The sequence below is a fragment of the Agrobacterium sp. LAD9 genome (assembly GCF_003031125.1).
GTDB lineage: Bacteria > Pseudomonadota > Alphaproteobacteria > Rhizobiales > Rhizobiaceae > Agrobacterium > Agrobacterium radiobacter.
On record NZ_PHGS01000015.1, the window covers coordinates 140,814 to 156,259 of the forward strand.

Sequence of the window (15,446 nt, forward strand, 5' to 3'; positions counted from 1 at the left end):
ATCGCTCATCATGATTTCGGATGCAAAGATTAACAGTTATCACGATTTGAGATAATGCTGAACCTTCAACATCTTGCCAGCTTCGTCATGCTTCAGCAAACCGGCAGTTTCACGCTTGCTGCCGAGCGGCTGGGTATTGGCCAATCCACCGTCAGCCAGCATATTCAAAGGCTTGAGGCAGCCCTTGGCCGCCGGCTGATCGCCCGTAGCACCCATCAGGTGAAACTGACTGGCGAGGGCGAGGCGCTGCTTGGTTATGCCCGCAACATGCTGGAGATCGACAGCAAGGTCTCATCGCTCTTCAGCGAAAACCGTCTGCGCGGGCGGCTGCGGCTCGGCGTCTCGGAGGATTTCGTCGCCAGCCGGCTGACGGCCATTCTGGAGGAATTCATCCGCCTTTATCCGTTGGTGGATCTCGAATTGACGGTCTCGCTGAGCGGCGTGCTTTACCAGATGCAGGATAATGGTGAGCTGGATGTGGTGCTCGCCAAACGCCGCCTCGGCGACAAACTGGGTCACTTCCTTTACCGCGAACCGCTGGTCTGGCTGGCGCGCGACCCGGAACGCATGCTGAACCAGCCGGACGCCCTGCCGCTGATCGCCTTCCCGCCGCCCAGCATCACCCGAAAGGCGGCGCAGGAAGCATTGGACCGGGCCGGCCTCTCCTGGCGGATCGTCTGCACCTGTGGCAGCCTTAGCGGACTTACCGCTGCTGCAAGAGCGGGCATGGGCATTCTGGTGCAGCCGCGCAGCATGGCGCCGGCAGGCCTCAAGGAGATTGCGGCGGGTGTGCTGCCGGCTCTGGAGGATGTGGAATTCGTGCTTCAGCCCAGCAAGGGCGCGGATACGAAGCTGGTGCGCGCCCTTTCCGATCTCGTGTCGAGCAAGAGCATCGCACCCGGCAGCTTCGTATAGATTTCCTGACGCATTTCCGAAAGCAAAGCCGCTTCACACCTTTGCTGGAAATACTCTAGTTTTCCCGTTTCGAGAGGCAGCGGCCGACGCTGTCGCGCCAACCGGCAATAGCGTTTTTCCGCTCGCCCTCTTCCATATCCGGGCTGAAACGGCGGTCACGCCGCCAATGGTCGGCAAAGGCCTTGCGGTCCGGCCAGATACCAGCGCGCGATGCTGCGAGCCATGCGGCACCGAGAATGGTCGTTTCGAGGAAGACAGGACGATCGACGGGTGCTGCAAGAATATCCGCCAGCCGCTGCATGGTCCAATCGGAAGCGACCATGCCGCCATCGACCCTCAGCACCGTCTTGCCATTGTCACCCGCCCAGTCCTTGCGCATGGCGTCCAGCAGATCGAAGGTCTGGTAGGCCACGCTTTCCAGCGCCGCGCGCGCAAATTCCGCCGGGCCGGTGCCGCGTGTCAAGCCAAAGATCGCACCCCGCGCCTCGGCGTCCCAGTAAGGCGCGCCAAGACCGGTAAAGGCCGGTACGAGATAAACACGCTGCCTGGGATCGGCCTTTTCGGCGAGCGCACTGACTTCTGATGCAACCGAGATGAAGCCAAGCTCGTCACGCAGCCATTGCACGGCAGCACCGGCGATGAAGATCGAGCCTTCGAGGGCATAGGTCGTGACGCCATCGAGGCGGTAAGCGATCGTCGTCAGCAGGCGGTTGGTAGAGGCGACGCGATCAGTGCCGGTGTTGAGAAGCGCAAAGCAGCCGGTGCCATAGGTGGATTTCATCATGCCCGGCTCGAAGCAGGCGTTGCCGATCACGGCCGCCTGCTGATCGCCGGCGACGCCAAGGATCGGGATTTCCGCACCCAGCAGCGACCTGTCCGTCACGCCGAAATCGGCGGCGCAATCCAGCACTTCCGGCAGCATGGCGCGCGGAATATCGAGGATCGACAGGAGTTCATCATCCCAGGCGTTGTCTTCGATATTGTAGATCAGCGTTCGCGACGCATTGGTGGCGTCGGTCACATGGCGGCGGCCACCGGTGAGACGGTAGATCAGGAAACTGTCGACCGTGCCGAAGCAGATTTCCCCCTTCACGGCTTTTTCGCGAAGGCCGCTGACGCTGTCGAGAAGCCATTTCAGCTTCGTGCCGGAAAAATAGGGATCGAGCAGCAGCCCGGTCTTCTTCGAAAAAAGCGGCTCGAGTCCCCGGCGTTTCAGATCCTCGCAGATAGGCGCGGCGCGTCGATCCTGCCAGACGACGGCGCGATGCACGGCCTCACCGGTATTGCGGTCCCAAAGCACGGTCGTTTCGCGCTGGTTAGTGATGCCGATCGCCGCGATATCGGATGCGGCGATGCCGGCATCGGCAAGCGCCAACCGGATGGTTTCCAGCACACTTTTCCAGATATCCTCTGCATCGTGTTCGACCCAGCCGGAGGCCGGAAAATGTTGCGGAAATTCTCGCTGCCCGACACCGATGACCCGCATGTCGCGATCAAAGACCATCGATCGCGTCGATGTCGTTCCCTGATCGATCGCCAGAATATAACCGCCCATTATGCTACTCCCTTTCAGACGCAATGACGGGGCGGCAAAGCCGCCCCGGTTTAAGATTTTACGCAGACATCACTTCTGCCAGCTTTTGACCAGTTCGTCGTAATTGACGGTGACCGGCTTTTCCTTTTCGTTGGCGATCTTCAGCTGCGGCGCCAGATTGCCCTTCGAGACGGCATCCTTGTTCCAGTATTCGATATCGTGCTCTTCCGCCAGTTTCGGACCGATATCGCCCTGCACGCCGGCACGTTCCAGACGGCTCATGACTTTTTCTTGCTCGGCGCAGAGAGAGTCCATTGCCGCCTGAGCCGTCTTTGCGCCCGAAGACGCATCGCCGATCGCCTGCCACCACAGCTGTGCCAGCTTCGGATAGTCAGGAACGTTGGTGCCGGTTGGCGACCACTGCACGCGGGCCGGTGAACGATAGAACTCGATGAGACCACCGAGCTTGGTGGCCCGGTCCGTGAAGCTCTTGTGGTGGATGGTGGTGTCGCGAATGAAGGTCAGACCCACATGGCTCTTTTTCACATCCACGGTCTTGGAAGTCACGAACTGCGCGTAAAGCCAGGCGGCCTTGGCGCGGTCGTCGGGGGTGGATTTCATCAGCGTCCACGAACCCACGTCCTGATAACCGAGTTTCATGCCGTCCTTCCAGTAGACGCCATGCGGCGAAGGTGCGACGCGCCATTTCGGCGAACCGTCCTCGTTCACCACAGGCAGGCCGGGCTTGGCCATATCGGCGGTGAAGGCCGTGTACCAGAAGATCTGCTGGGCGATGTTGCCCTGCGCCGGCACCGGGCCGGATTCGGAGAAGGTCATGCCCTGCGCTTCGGGCGGCGCATATTTCTTCAACCATTCGAGATATTTCTCGATGGAATAGACGGAAGCCGGACCATTGGTATCGCCGCCGCGCGCCACGCAGGAACCGACCGGCTGCGACTTGTCATTGACCTTGATGCCCCATTCATCGACCGGCAGACCGTTTGGCAGGCCCTTGTCGCCGTTGCCGGCCATGGAAAGCCAGGCATCGGTGAAGCGCCAGCCGAGCGACGGGTCCTTCTTGCCATAGTCCATATGGCCAAAGACCTTCTTGCCGTCGACATCGCGGCCGGTGAAGAATTCGGCGATGTCCTCATAGGCCGACCAGTTGACGGGCACGCCGAGGTCATAACCATATTTGGCCTTGAAATCGGCCTTGTTCTTTTCGTTGTTGAACCAGTCATAACGGAACCAGTAGAGGTTCGCGAATTGCTGGTCGGGAAGCTGGTAGAGCTTCTTGTCCGGCGCCGTCGTAAAGGCGCTGCCGATGAAATCCTTGAGGTCGAGACCGGGATTGGTGACGTCCTTGCCTTCATTGGCCATGAAGTCGGTCAGGTTGCGCACCTGCTGGTAACGCCAATGGGTGCCGATGAGGTCACTGTCATTGACCCAGCCGTCATAGAGGTTCTGACCGGTCTGCATCTGGGTCTGGATCTTTTCGACCACATCACCTTCCTGGATCAGGTCGTGCGTGACCTTGATACCGGTAATGGCGGTGAAGGCCGGAGCCAGAACCTTGGATTCATACTCATGGGTCGTGAGCGATTCGGAAACGACCTTGATCTCCATGCCCGCGAAAGGTTTCGCGGCATCGACAAACCATTGCAGCTCCTTTTCCTGATCGCCACGCGAAAGCGACGAGAGATCGCCGATTTCCTTGTCCAGAAACTGCTTTGCTTCCTCCATTCCGGCGAAAGCGGAACCCGTCATTGCCAGCAGCATGGCCGCCGTCGTCGTCATCAGATGCCGTCGCATATCAGTCCTCCCAAGGGTTTGCGATTGCATGAAGTCTGCTGGTGCGGTTTTCCTCCGCCGCACCTTTTTCCTGCTCTAGACAAAACGGAAAACGCCGATGGCGTAGACCGCAGACAGAGCGAGAGCCCACCACAGGTTCGGGCCGACCAGCCCGAGCCATGCGAGATGAATGAAGGCGCTGCCGAGCAGCGAGATGAACAAACGGTCGCCGCGTGTGGTCTCGAAGCGCAAGAGGCCAAAGCGGGGATTGCCGCCGGGCGAGAGATATTCCCAGAACCACATGCCGACGAGCAGCACGGCAATGGCGCCGAAAAACGCAGCCGTCTGCCAGGTCCAGGCCATCCAGGTAAAATCGGGCATCTTCGTCATGGTCAAACCCTCCCCAGCGCAAAGCCCTTGGCGATGTAATTACGCACGAACCAGATCACCAGCGCGCCGGGGATCAGTGTCAGCACGCCGGCGGCGGCAAGCAGGCCCCAGTCCATGCCGGCGGCGGAAACGGTTCGCGTCATGGTCGCGGCAATCGGCTTGGCGTCCGTCGTCGTCAGCGTGCGGGCGATCAGAAGCTCGACCCACGAGAACATGAAGCTGAAGAAGCAGGCGACACCGATGCCGGAAGCGATGAGCGGCATGAAGATCTTCACGAAGAATTTCGGGAAGGAATAGCCGTCAATATAGGCGGTCTCGTCGATTTCCTTCGGCACGCCGGACATGAAACCTTCGAGAATCCACACCGCCAGCGGCACGTTGAACAGGCAATGCGCCAGCGCCACCGCGATATGTGTATCGATCAGCCCGAATGCCGAATAAAGCTGGAAAAAAGGCAGCGCGAAGACGGCGGGCGGCGCCATACGGTTGGTCAAAAGCCAGAAGAAGAGGTGCTTGTCGCCAAGAAAGCGATATCGCGAGAAGGCGTAGGCCGCCGGCAACGCCGCGGCAACCGAGATCACCATGTTCATGACGACGTAGATGATCGAATTGATATAGCCCGAATACCAGGATGAATCGGTGAAGATCGTCCGGTAGTTCTGCAGCGTCGGCTGATGCGGATAAAGCGTCATCGACGACACGATTTCCGTGTTCGTCTTGAAGCTCATATTGACGAGCCAGTAGATCGGTACCAGCAGCAGCAGGATATAGATCGTCGGCACAAGCCAGGAAAACCTGGACGGCCCATGGTGGCGGCGTGACCTTGCCGTTGCGGCAAAGCCGGGCCGTACCGAGCCGGCAACTGCCGCAGAACCAGTACCCATGCCATTACGTTCCACACCGGTCGTGACGTTCGAAGCGCTCATGTCTCAGGTCTCCGCGTCGTGGCTGGTCATGACAGTGTAGAACACCCAGGACAGCAGCAGGATGATCAGGAAGTAGATCAGCGACATGGCCGCTGCCGGCCCCAGATCGAACTGGCCGAGCGCCATCTTCACGAGATCGATGGACAGGAAGGTGGTGGAATTGCCCGGGCCGCCGCCGGTGACGACAAAGGGCTCGGTATAGATCATGAAACTGTCCATGAAGCGCAGCAGGAAAGCGATGAGCAGCACCCGCTTCATCTTCGGCAGCTGGATGAACCGGAACACCGCAAAACGCGAAGCGCCGTCGATCCTTGCCGCCTGATAATAGGCATCCGGAATGGAAACGAGACTGGCGTAACAAAGAAGCACCACAAGGCTCGTCCAGTGCCAGACATCCATGATGACGACGGTGATCCACGCATCGAGCGGATCGTTGACATAGTTGTAATCAAGCCCGAGCTGATTGGCGTAATAACCAAGCAGCCCGATATCGCTGCGGCCGAAAACCTGCCAGATCGTGCCGACCACGTTCCACGGCACGAGCAGCGGCAACGCCATGGTGACGAGGCAGACCGGCACGCCAATGCCGGATTTCGGCATCTTGAGCGCGATAAAGATGCCAAGCGGAATTTCAATCGACAGGATGATGCCGGAGAACAGGAGATTGCGCCCCAGCGCATTCCAGAAACGGTCCGAGGCCAGAATTTCCTCGAACCATTGGGTTCCCGCCCAGAAGAACTGATTATTGCCGAACGTATCCTGCACCGAGTAGTTCACGACGGTCATCAGCGGAATGACGGCGGAAAAGGCGACCAGCACCAGCACCGGCAGCACCATGAACCACGCCTTGTTGTTCCAGCTCTTTTCCATGGTCAGGCTCCCATCTTCACGCGCCAGGAATCGGCAAAGACACCGATCGCGGCCGGATCGAAGCGAACACCCGCTTCCGCCGGAATTTCCTCGTCTTCCGCAACGACGATCGCGAGCTTCTGGCCGGCGAACCGGGCGCGCACGATCTTCTGCCGGCCGATATCCTCGACCTTGTCGACAGTGATGGGCATACCGCCGCGTTCAAGCCGGACGAATTCCGGGCGGATGCCGATCTCGATCCGCTGCTTTCCATCAACCTTCGGCACACCGGCAAGCGGCACGCCGAGACCGCCGACAACCGCCGTCGCCCCTTCGATGCTGGCGGGCAGCACGTTCATGCCCGGTGAGCCGATGAAATAACCGACGAAAGTGTGTCCCGGCCGTTCGAAAAGCTCGGCGGGCGTGCCGATCTGGACGATCTGCCCGTCATACATGACGACCACCTTGTCCGCGAAGGTCAAAGCCTCGGTCTGGTCATGGGTCACATAGACCATGGTGAACCCGGACTGGCGATGCAGGCGCTTCAGCTGCGAGCGCAGCACCCACTTCATATGCGGATCGATCACCGTCAGCGGTTCGTCGAAAAGGATGGCATTGACGTCGGAACGTACAAGACCGCGCGCCAGCGAAATCTTCTGCTTCTGATCCGCCGTCAGCCCGCGCGCATGGCGTTTGGCCATGCCGGAAAGATCGGTCATTTCGAGAATTTCCCGCACCCGGCGATCCACCTCGGCCTCCGGCACATGCCGGTTGCGCAGCGGAAAGGCGAGATTGTCGTAGACCGTCATCGTGTCGTAGACGACCGGGAACTGAAACACCTGCGCAATATTGCGGTCTTCGGTGGCAAAATCGGTCACGTCAGTTCCGTCAAAGGCGATGCGGCCTTCCGACGGACGCAGCAGGCCGGAAATGATGTTGAGCAGCGTGGTCTTGCCGCAGCCGGAAGGCCCAAGCAGCGCATAGGCACCGCCGTCCTCCCATTCGTGATGAACTTCCTTCAGGGCATATTCGCCGGCAGCCTGCGCCTTGGCATTATAGGCGTGGCGGATATGATCGAGCGTGATGCGTGCCATGACCGATCTCCCTTACGCCGCTTCGCCGATGGCGCGGCCATTCGCGTCAAAGGCCATCAGGTGTTTTGTATCGAGAAACAGCTCGATATCTCTGTCCGGTTCGATGTCGTGGATGCCATGCGCCAGCATGACCCATCGCCTGCCGGAAAATTCCACATGCACGAAGCTCTCCGATCCGGCGATTTCCGAAATCAGCGTCCGCGCCCGGATGGATTGCCGCGCCTCACCCTTCGCATGCGGGAAAAGATGATGCGGCTGGAAAGCAATGGTCAAAGGTCCGTCCGGCACGGCCGCAAGATGCGCCGGCACCGTGACAACGGCCTGATTGGCACGGGTGAAAGCCCCACCCGTCTTGATGACCTCGATGGTGTTGAGCGGCGGGTCGGCGAAGATTTCCGCAGTCACGATATCCACCGGACGCCGGTAGACCTCGATCGTGCGGCTGAACTGCGTCACTCTGCCCTCGTTAAGCGTCGCGGTATTGCCGCCCAGCAGCAGCGCTTCTGACGGTTCGGTCGTGGCATAAACGAAGATCGCACCGGATTCCGCAAAAATGCGCGGCAGTTCCTCGCGCAATTCTTCGCGCAGCTTGTAATCGAGATTGGCCAGCGGCTCGTCGAGCAGCACCAGATTGGCGTTCTTGACGATGGCTCTTGCAAGCGCGGTGCGCTGCTGCTGGCCGCCGGAAAGATTGAGGGGCGTGCGGTCGAGATAGGGCGTCAGCTTCAGAAGCTCAGCGGCCTTCCTGACTTCCCTGTCGATGGTTGCCTGATCCTTGCCGGCAACCCGCATCGGCGAAGCGATATTTTCATAAACCGAGAGCGCCGGATAGTTGATGAACTGCTGATAGACCATGGCGACATTACGCTTCTGCACCGGAAAGCCCGTCACGTCCTCGCCATTAAAAAAGATCGAGCCGGCGCTCGGCTTGTCCAGCCCGGCCATCAGCCGCATCAGCGTCGTTTTGCCCGAAAGTGTCGGTCCAAGCAGGACGTTCAGGCTTCCGCGCTGCAACGTCAGATCGATCGGGTGAATATGATATTCACCGCCAACCATCTTCGAGACGTTTCGCAATTCAAGCATGGTGATCCAAAGCCTCCTCCGCTTTTCGATCGGATCGTCAGATTGCCTTCAAGCGTTCACCCGCAATGTCTTCGATATAATCCTCCAGCCCACGCACCTCTTCGGGGGTTAAAAACAGCCCCTGCTTGGTGCGGCGCCACAGAATATCCTCCGCCGTCAGCGCCCATTCCCTCGCCATCAGCCAGCGAACCTCAGCCTCGTAGAGCGTGCCGCCGAAAAACCGCCCCAGTGCCGCCGTCTCAGTCGCATTGCCGATCAGCGCCGTCGCATCCGTTCCGTAGCAGCGCACAAGCCGCTTTGCATGACGCTCTTCGAGAAAGGGGTAACGCGAACGCAGCGCCGAAACTTCCGCGACGTAGGCTTCGGCACCGAAATCTCCACCCGGCAAATGCGAGCCCGCCGTCCATGGCGCACCCTTTTCACCCAGCGCATCGCCGATTTTTTCAAGAGCATGTTCGGCAAGCCGCCGATAGGTGGTGAGCTTGCCGCCGAAAATATTGAGAAGCGGCGCTTCGCCTTCCGCCCCTTCGGTTTTCAGCACATAATCGCGGGTCGCTTCCTGCGCTTTTGACGCGCCGTCATCGAACAAGGGCCGCACGCCGGAATAGGTCCAGACGATATCCGCCGGCTCCACCGGTTCAGCGAAATATTCGCTCGCCGCATTGCAAAGATAGCTGATCTCCTCGTCGCTGATCTTAACAGCACGGGGGTCGGCGGTATAGTCGCGATCCGTCGTGCCGATCAGCGTAAAGTCCTGTTCGTAAGGGATGGCGAAGATAATGCGGCCATCAGGATTCTGGAAAAAATAGGCGCGCGGATCGGAAAACTTCTTGCGCACGATGATGTGGCTGCCCTGCACGAGGCGGACATTGTGGACATTGTTTTTGCCGAATGTCGAAGACAGCACCTTGTCCACCCAGGGGCCGGCGGCATTCACCAGCATGCGCGCCCGGTGGGTCTTGGCTTCTCCGGCGACATTTTTCGTTTCAATCCGCCAGAAGGCGCCTTCGCGCCGGGCCGAAACCACCTGCGTGCGATTGAGGATCAAAGCACCGCGATTAGCGGCATCGCGGGCATTCAGCACCACAAGACGGGCATCGTCCACCCAGCCATCCGAATATTCAAAGGCGCGGGCGAAAATCGGCTTCAGCGGCTTTCCGGCGGGATCACGGCGCAGATCAAGCGAGCGTGTGGCGGGCAAAAGCTTGCGGCCGCCGAGATGGTCGTAAAGAAATAACCCGAGACGCACGAGCCAGGCCGGGCGCACGCCACCCTTCTGGAACGGTAGTACGAAGCGCATCGGCCAGATGATGTGCGGCGCCATGGCCCACAGCACCTCACGCTCCATAAGCGCTTCGCGCACCAGACGAAATTCGTAATGTTCGAGATAACGCAAACCGCCGTGGATGAGTTTGGTCGCGGCGGACGAGGTTCCGGAGGCAAAATCGTTCATTTCCGCAAGCGCCACGGAATAGCCCCTGCCAACGGCGTCACGCGCGATGCCGCAGCCATTGATACCGCCGCCGATCACGAAAATATCGTGAATTGCCTCGTCAGACATGGACCCTCCCGTGCTTTCATCGACGCTCTCCTCATCGATATATTGAAAGCACAGCCATCTAATTCGAAGACAAAACGAATGTCAAACGAAATCAAAAAGCCCCTTGAATCAGGCGTCGCGACCCTCGGTTTCGATCAGCCGGACATCGTGATCGGCACAGATGGTACGGATGGAATCAACAGGACAATGATCGGTAATGAAGGTGTGCACCTGGGAAAGATGACCGATACGCACGGGGGCCGTGCGCTCGAATTTGAGCGAATCCGACACCAGAATGACATGGCGCGCATTGGAGATTATCGCCTGCGCCACCTTGACCTCACGGAAGTCAAAGTCGAGCAAAGCCCCGTCTTCATCGATGGCCGAAACGCCGATGACGGCAAAATCAACCTTGAACTGGCGGATGAAATCCACAGCCGCCTCGCCGACGATACCACCATCGGAACCGCGCACGACACCGCCGGCAATCACCACTTCGATGCCGGGGAAAACCCTCAACCTGTTGGCAACATTGATGTTGTTGGTAATAACCATCAACTCGTGATGATCCGCGAGCGCTTCACCAACTGCCTCGGTCGTGGTGCCTATATTGATGAAAAGCGACGAGTTATTGGGGATGAGGGCCGCGGCAGCGGCACCGATCGCCTGTTTTTCGGAGGATGCGATGGCGCGGCGCGCCTCGTATTTGACGTTTTCATTGCCGCTTGGAAAGAGCGCGCCGCCATGGATGCGAGTCAGCACCCGCGTATCGCAGAGGTCGTTCAGATCCTTGCGGATCGTCTGGGGTGTCACCGAAAACCGCGCCGCCAGTTCATCGACCAGCACCCGCCCGTTCGCTTTCGCCAGCGCAACGATTTCATCCTGACGCGGTGTGAGCAGCATTTCACCCTCTCTCCTCTTTCAATTTTTTCGTTTTATTGAAGAGCGAACGAAAAACCAATGTCAAGGGAGGGTTTACGGTGAGAAGGATCGCCGGTTAGCGGAAACCGTCGAAAATCTTGTTAGCCGGCTTTTTGAACAGGCCCAGCATCGGCTTCCTCGTTGCGGGTAACGGAAAATGCCGCGGAGGCGTTATGGAACGTATCACCGATGCCAATCAGCACAGGTTCGTTCACGCCCAGTCTCTCGACTGCGGCAGCCAGTTGCGCAAGCGAACCGCACCATCGTCGCTCATTGGCGCGGCTGACGGAAATCATCACCACCACTGGTGTCGACGCGGGCATTCCCTGGGCAAGCAGGCAGGACTGAATATCGCCGGCGGTTCGTCCGCCCATATAAAAGACAGTGGTAACGGAGGGGTTCGACAGGGACTGCCAGTCGATATTCTCCGGCAGCTTCCCCTGCCGGGAATGACCAGTGATGAAGCGTACCGACTGGGCATGGTCGCGATGGGTCAAGGACACGCCCAGGCGCGAGGCCATGGCGCTTGCGGCAGTGATGCCGGGCACAACTTCAACCGGGATATTTTCGGCCTCAAGCGCCGCTATCTCCTCACCTGCACGCCCGAAAATCATCGGATCGCCCGACTTCAGCCGCACCACCCGTTTGCCTGCCTTGGCGAGGCGGATCATCATCTCGTTGATGTCTTCCTGCTTGCAGCTTTCCCGGCCGCCACGTTTGCCGACCAGCATGCGCTTCGCCTCCCGCCGCGCCAGTTCCAGTACCTCGGCTGAAACGAGATCGTCGAACAGGATGACATCGGCCGCCTGCAAAGCGCGCACCGCTTTCAGAGTCAGCAGTTCGGCATCGCCCGGTCCGGCACCCACAAGCGTCACCAGCCCGGCGCGCGAACCCACCCGACCGGCCTGCGTTCCGATATCCGCAAGCAGCCGTTCTTCGCTGCCTTCATCCAACCTCTCGGTAAACGCCCGATCGACAAATTTTTCCCAGAAAGAGCGTCGCGCCGGACCCGGCACGAGTCGCAGATTGACGCGCTCGCGGATTGTCTGGGCAAGCGCGCCCCAGTCCTTGAGGGCCAGCGGCAGCAAGGTTTCGATGCGCCGGCGGATGGCCTGCGCCAGGATGGGTGCGGCGCCATCGGTGGAAATCGACACTACCACCGGCGAGCGATTGACGATGGAGCCGAACTGGAACTGGCAGAACTCCGGCTTGTCGATGACATTGACGGGAATGCCGGCCGCTCGTGCGGCACGGTAAAATCTTTCCGCCTCTTCATCGGTCTCGCAATCCGCCAGCGCCAGTTCCGCGCCCTTGAAAATATCCGCACCCCATGAACGGTCATGCCATATCAGCATCGGGCTTTTTGCGACGAGCGTCGCGAAGCTTTCCGAAAGCTCGCTTTCCTCGCAATAAAGATGAAGTTCCGCCCCACAGGCCAGCAGCAGTTCCGCCTTCCAGGCCGCCCCATCCGATCCGCCCGCTAGCACCACGCGCTTGCCCTCAAGTCCCCAGAAGACAGGCAACTTGGCGAGCTTCTCCATACGAGCCGGTTCATTCCGCTGCGGTTTTAAGGCATCCATCGATGATCCCCCTGATTTCAGCGCGGCAGGAGCCGCAATTGGTTCCGGCATTCAACGCCTTGCCGATGGCTTCGACACTGTGGCAGCCATCACGGATAGCGGCCGTGATCTGGTTCACCCCGACATTGAAGCAGGAGCAGACCGTCGCACCCGGATCAGCCCGGCCCGCACCGGGACGCCCGGCGACCAGCGCAAAGCGCATGCGCAAATCCTCGTGGCGCTCAGTAAGTTGCGAGATCGCCCAGTTGCGGGCAACGGCCACCGGTTCATTGGCAATGAAGAGTGCCGCAAGCAGTGTTTCGCCGTCGAAAAAGGCGAGACGCAAATCTCCCGTCTGCCGGTCGCTGTAACCCAGCGGCTCGATCCTGGCATCGATGCCGAAAACCTGTCGCGCCCAGAGCGTCGAGTCCTGCGGCTCTTCGGCAAAGGCAAGCTCCATGCGATAGCCGCCATCGGCTTTGGCGATGGCCCAGTAGGCGCAATCCGGCGCATCGGGCCGGGTGCGGGAAATGGCAAAACCATAGGCCTTCGCCGCAAAACGCCTTGCCTTCACCGCCACGTTTTTCGAAGCGGGCTGGCCGGAATGCGGATCCGTAACAGGTGCCACAACCATATCGATGCGCGCCCGCGAGGCAAACTGATCGTTCCAGTGCATCGGTGCGAAGACCGAACCGCGCGCCTGCCTTTCGCTGACCAGCGCCCGCAGCAGAACCTTGCCATGGGGACTTTCCAGCTCCACCAGATCGGCGCTTTCAATTCCCAGCGCCTGCGCATCGCGCGGGTGAAGCTCGGCGAAGGGTTCGGCGATATGGGCGGTAAGCCGCGCGCTTTTGCCGGTGCGGGTCATGGTGTGCCATTGATCGCGGATGCGGCCGGTATTCAGTGTCAGCGGATAGTCGGGTGACGTCCTGCGGGTCTCCGGCAAGGCGGTGGCTATGAACCGCGCCTTGCCATCGCCATGATAAAACCGGCCATCCGCGAAAAAGCGGGTAACGGTGGCGTCACCGGATTCGGCTTTCGGCCATTGAAAGGGTGTCATCGCATCATAGGAATCCCGTTCGACACCGCTAATATCGAAATCGCGATTGCCCGCATTCTCAAAGCCGGAAAGAGCGGCATGTTCGGCGAAAATCTCCGATGCCTGGCCAAAGGCGAAGGCTGCGTCAAAACCCATGCGCCGACCCACTTCCGCCATTTGCCACCAGTCAGCCTTCGCTTCACCCGGAGCATCGAGAAAACCGCGCTGGCGCGAGATCCGCCGTTCGGAATTGGTGACGGTGCCGTCCTTTTCGCCCCAGCCGAGCGAGGGCAGAAGGACATCGGCGTGGCGGGCCGTGTCGGTACTGGCCATGACCTCGGAGACCACAACGAAAGGACAGGCCTTGATGGCCGCCTCGACGGCACCGGCATCCGGCATGGAAACGACGGGGTTGGTGGCCATAATCCACAGCGCCTTAATGCGGCCGTCGGCCACCGCCCTGAACATATCCACCGCTTTCAGGCCGGGCTTTTGCGCAATGGCGGGCGAGGCCCAGAAGCGCTGCACACGGTCGCGGTCCTCCGCACTTTCGATGGCCATATGGGCGGCCAGCATGTTTGCCAGCCCGCCGACTTCGCGACCGCCCATGGCGTTCGGCTGGCCAGTCAGCGAAAACGGCCCCATGCCCGACCTGCCGATACGGCCGGTGGCAAGATGGCAATTGATGATGGCATTGACCTTGTCGGTGCCGCTTTCCGACTGGTTGACGCCCTGGCTGTAACAGGTGACGGTCTTTTGCGTGCGTTCGAACAATTCGTAAAAGGAAATCAGTTCGGCAATCGTCAGGCCGGTCGCTTCAGCGATCTCCGGCAGGCTGTATTCGGTTGCTACCTGCATCGCAGCGCCAAAGCTGACCGTATGGTTTTCCACATAGCCGTGATCGATTGCAGGACTATCAGCAAGATGCGCCAGCAAGCCGACAAACAGCGCCACATCTCCATCCGGGCGGATGGCGAGATGCATATCGGCAATATCGGCACTCATCGTCCGGCGCGGATCGATGACGACGACCTTCATCTCAGGCCGTGCTGCCTTTGCCGCGGCAAGCCGTTGATAAAGAACCGGATGGCACCAGGCGAGATTGGAACCGGTGAGGATCACCAGATCGGCAAGCTCCATATCCTCATAGGTGCCCGGCACCGTATCGGCTCCGAAGGCACGGCGGTGGCCGGCGACGGAGGACGACATGCAGAGCCTTGAATTGGTATCGATATTGGCGGAGCCAATGAAACCTTTCATCAGCTTGTTGGCGAGGTAATAATCCTCCGTCAGCAATTGGCCGGAGACGTAAAAGGCCACCGAATCCGGGCCATGCTCTGCAATTGCTTGAGAGAAGCGGGAAGCGAGGAGATCAAGGGCTTCGTCCCACGTCGCCCGTCTGCCGTCGATTTCGGGATGGAGAAGGCGGCCGTCGAGATCGATGGTTTCGGCCAGAGCCGAACCCTTGGAGCACAGCCGCCCAAAATTGGCGGGGTGATCCTGATCGCCTTTGACGGAAACGACGCCATTGTCTTTGACCGTGGCGATGACACCGCAGCCGACGCCGCAATAGGGACAGGTGGTTTTGGTTTCAATGGGCATGGGTTTGCCCTCTCAGTGAGCGGCGTTTACCCCCCTCTGTCCTGCCAGACATCTCCCCCTCAAGGGGGGAGGTCGACAAGCGTAAGGCTCCCCGCTCTATATCGACGGGCGGCGCGGCCAGCTGGGAACGGAAGCGCGTGCCGCAATTGATCTCCCCCCTTGAGGGGGAGATGTCTGGCAGGACAGAGGGGGGTAAAATCGCC

The 15,446-nt window shown here is 59.8% G+C and carries 12 protein-coding genes; 1 reads left to right on the forward strand and 11 read right to left on the reverse strand.

Going from position 1 to position 15,446, the window contains the following annotated elements:
• The first annotated feature begins 54 nt into the window (after window positions 1–54).
• On the forward strand, window positions 55–915 hold the full coding sequence (locus tag DA915_RS17145) for a LysR family transcriptional regulator (protein ID WP_060723063.1): 861 nt from the start codon (window positions 55–57) through the stop codon (window positions 913–915).
• Window positions 916–970: 55 nt separating this feature from the next.
• Here DA915_RS17145 and glpK read toward each other — a convergent pair whose 3' ends face one another.
• The 11 genes from glpK to DA915_RS17200 all read right to left on the reverse strand — a co-directional run bounded on the left by glpK (window position 971) and on the right by DA915_RS17200 (window position 15,243).
• The gene (gene glpK, locus DA915_RS17150; protein WP_107676701.1) at window positions 971–2,470 is read right to left on the reverse strand and encodes a glycerol kinase GlpK; all 1,500 of its coding nucleotides are present in this window, start codon (window positions 2,468–2,470) and stop codon (window positions 971–973) included.
• A 69-nt stretch (window positions 2,471–2,539) separates the two neighbouring features.
• The gene (locus DA915_RS17155; RefSeq protein ID WP_003505894.1) at window positions 2,540–4,261 is read right to left on the reverse strand and encodes an ABC transporter substrate-binding protein; all 1,722 of its coding nucleotides are present in this window, start codon (window positions 4,259–4,261) and stop codon (window positions 2,540–2,542) included.
• A gap of 75 nt (window positions 4,262–4,336) precedes the next feature.
• Window positions 4,337–4,630: a DUF2160 domain-containing protein gene (locus DA915_RS17160; protein ID WP_107676702.1), complete on the reverse strand. Its 294-nt coding sequence runs from the start codon at window positions 4,628–4,630 to the stop codon at window positions 4,337–4,339.
• Between the two features lie 2 nt (window positions 4,631–4,632).
• Complete coding sequence (locus tag DA915_RS17165) at window positions 4,633–5,556, reverse strand: carbohydrate ABC transporter permease (RefSeq protein WP_107676703.1); 924 nt, start codon at window positions 5,554–5,556, stop codon at window positions 4,633–4,635.
• Window positions 5,557–5,559: 3 nt separating this feature from the next.
• On the reverse strand, window positions 5,560–6,426 hold the full coding sequence (locus DA915_RS17170) for a carbohydrate ABC transporter permease (RefSeq protein ID WP_107676704.1): 867 nt from the start codon (window positions 6,424–6,426) through the stop codon (window positions 5,560–5,562).
• A 2-nt stretch (window positions 6,427–6,428) separates the two neighbouring features.
• Window positions 6,429–7,499 (reverse strand): ABC transporter ATP-binding protein, encoded by a 1,071-nt coding sequence (locus tag DA915_RS17175; RefSeq protein WP_107676705.1) that lies wholly within the window; start codon window positions 7,497–7,499, stop codon window positions 6,429–6,431.
• 12 nt (window positions 7,500–7,511) lie between these two features.
• The gene (locus DA915_RS17180) at window positions 7,512–8,582 is read right to left on the reverse strand and encodes an ABC transporter ATP-binding protein (RefSeq protein WP_060723061.1); all 1,071 of its coding nucleotides are present in this window, start codon (window positions 8,580–8,582) and stop codon (window positions 7,512–7,514) included.
• Window positions 8,583–8,619: 37 nt separating this feature from the next.
• On the reverse strand, window positions 8,620–10,143 hold the full coding sequence (locus DA915_RS17185) for a glycerol-3-phosphate dehydrogenase (RefSeq protein WP_107676706.1): 1,524 nt from the start codon (window positions 10,141–10,143) through the stop codon (window positions 8,620–8,622).
• Window positions 10,144–10,251: 108 nt separating this feature from the next.
• The gene (locus DA915_RS17190) at window positions 10,252–11,025 is read right to left on the reverse strand and encodes a DeoR/GlpR family DNA-binding transcription regulator (protein ID WP_003505873.1); all 774 of its coding nucleotides are present in this window, start codon (window positions 11,023–11,025) and stop codon (window positions 10,252–10,254) included.
• A gap of 119 nt (window positions 11,026–11,144) precedes the next feature.
• Window positions 11,145–12,623, reverse strand: coding sequence for a siroheme synthase CysG (cysG, locus tag DA915_RS17195; RefSeq protein ID WP_162722653.1), 1,479 nt, complete (start codon window positions 12,621–12,623; stop codon window positions 11,145–11,147).
• The gene (locus DA915_RS17200; protein WP_107676708.1) at window positions 12,595–15,243 is read right to left on the reverse strand and encodes a nitrate reductase; all 2,649 of its coding nucleotides are present in this window, start codon (window positions 15,241–15,243) and stop codon (window positions 12,595–12,597) included. Before DA915_RS17200 ends, cysG begins: the two co-directional genes overlap by 29 nt.
• Window positions 15,244–15,446 lie beyond the last annotated feature (203 nt).

Excerpts from the sequence above, each read along its gene's own strand:
- DA915_RS17165 (WP_107676703.1), bottom strand. The coding sequence starts at position 5,556 with ATGAGCGCTTCGAACGTCACGACCGGTGTGGAACGTAATGGCATGGGT.
- glpK (WP_107676701.1), bottom strand. The coding sequence starts at position 2,470 with ATGGGCGGTTATATTCTGGCGATCGATCAGGGAACGACATCGACGCGA.
- DA915_RS17190 (WP_003505873.1), bottom strand. The coding sequence starts at position 11,025 with ATGCTGCTCACACCGCGTCAGGATGAAATCGTTGCGCTGGCGAAAGCG.
- DA915_RS17175 (WP_107676705.1), bottom strand. The coding sequence starts at position 7,499 with ATGGCACGCATCACGCTCGATCATATCCGCCACGCCTATAATGCCAAG.
- DA915_RS17180 (WP_060723061.1), bottom strand. The coding sequence starts at position 8,582 with ATGCTTGAATTGCGAAACGTCTCGAAGATGGTTGGCGGTGAATATCAT.
- DA915_RS17160 (WP_107676702.1), bottom strand. The coding sequence starts at position 4,630 with ATGACGAAGATGCCCGATTTTACCTGGATGGCCTGGACCTGGCAGACG.
- DA915_RS17200 (WP_107676708.1), bottom strand. The coding sequence starts at position 15,243 with ATGCCCATTGAAACCAAAACCACCTGTCCCTATTGCGGCGTCGGCTGC.
- DA915_RS17155 (WP_003505894.1), bottom strand. The coding sequence starts at position 4,261 with ATGCGACGGCATCTGATGACGACGACGGCGGCCATGCTGCTGGCAATG.
- DA915_RS17145 (WP_060723063.1), top strand. The coding sequence starts at position 55 with ATGCTGAACCTTCAACATCTTGCCAGCTTCGTCATGCTTCAGCAAACC.
- cysG (WP_162722653.1), bottom strand. The coding sequence starts at position 12,623 with ATGGATGCCTTAAAACCGCAGCGGAATGAACCGGCTCGTATGGAGAAG.
- DA915_RS17185 (WP_107676706.1), bottom strand. The coding sequence starts at position 10,143 with ATGTCTGACGAGGCAATTCACGATATTTTCGTGATCGGCGGCGGTATC.
- DA915_RS17170 (WP_107676704.1), bottom strand. The coding sequence starts at position 6,426 with ATGGAAAAGAGCTGGAACAACAAGGCGTGGTTCATGGTGCTGCCGGTG.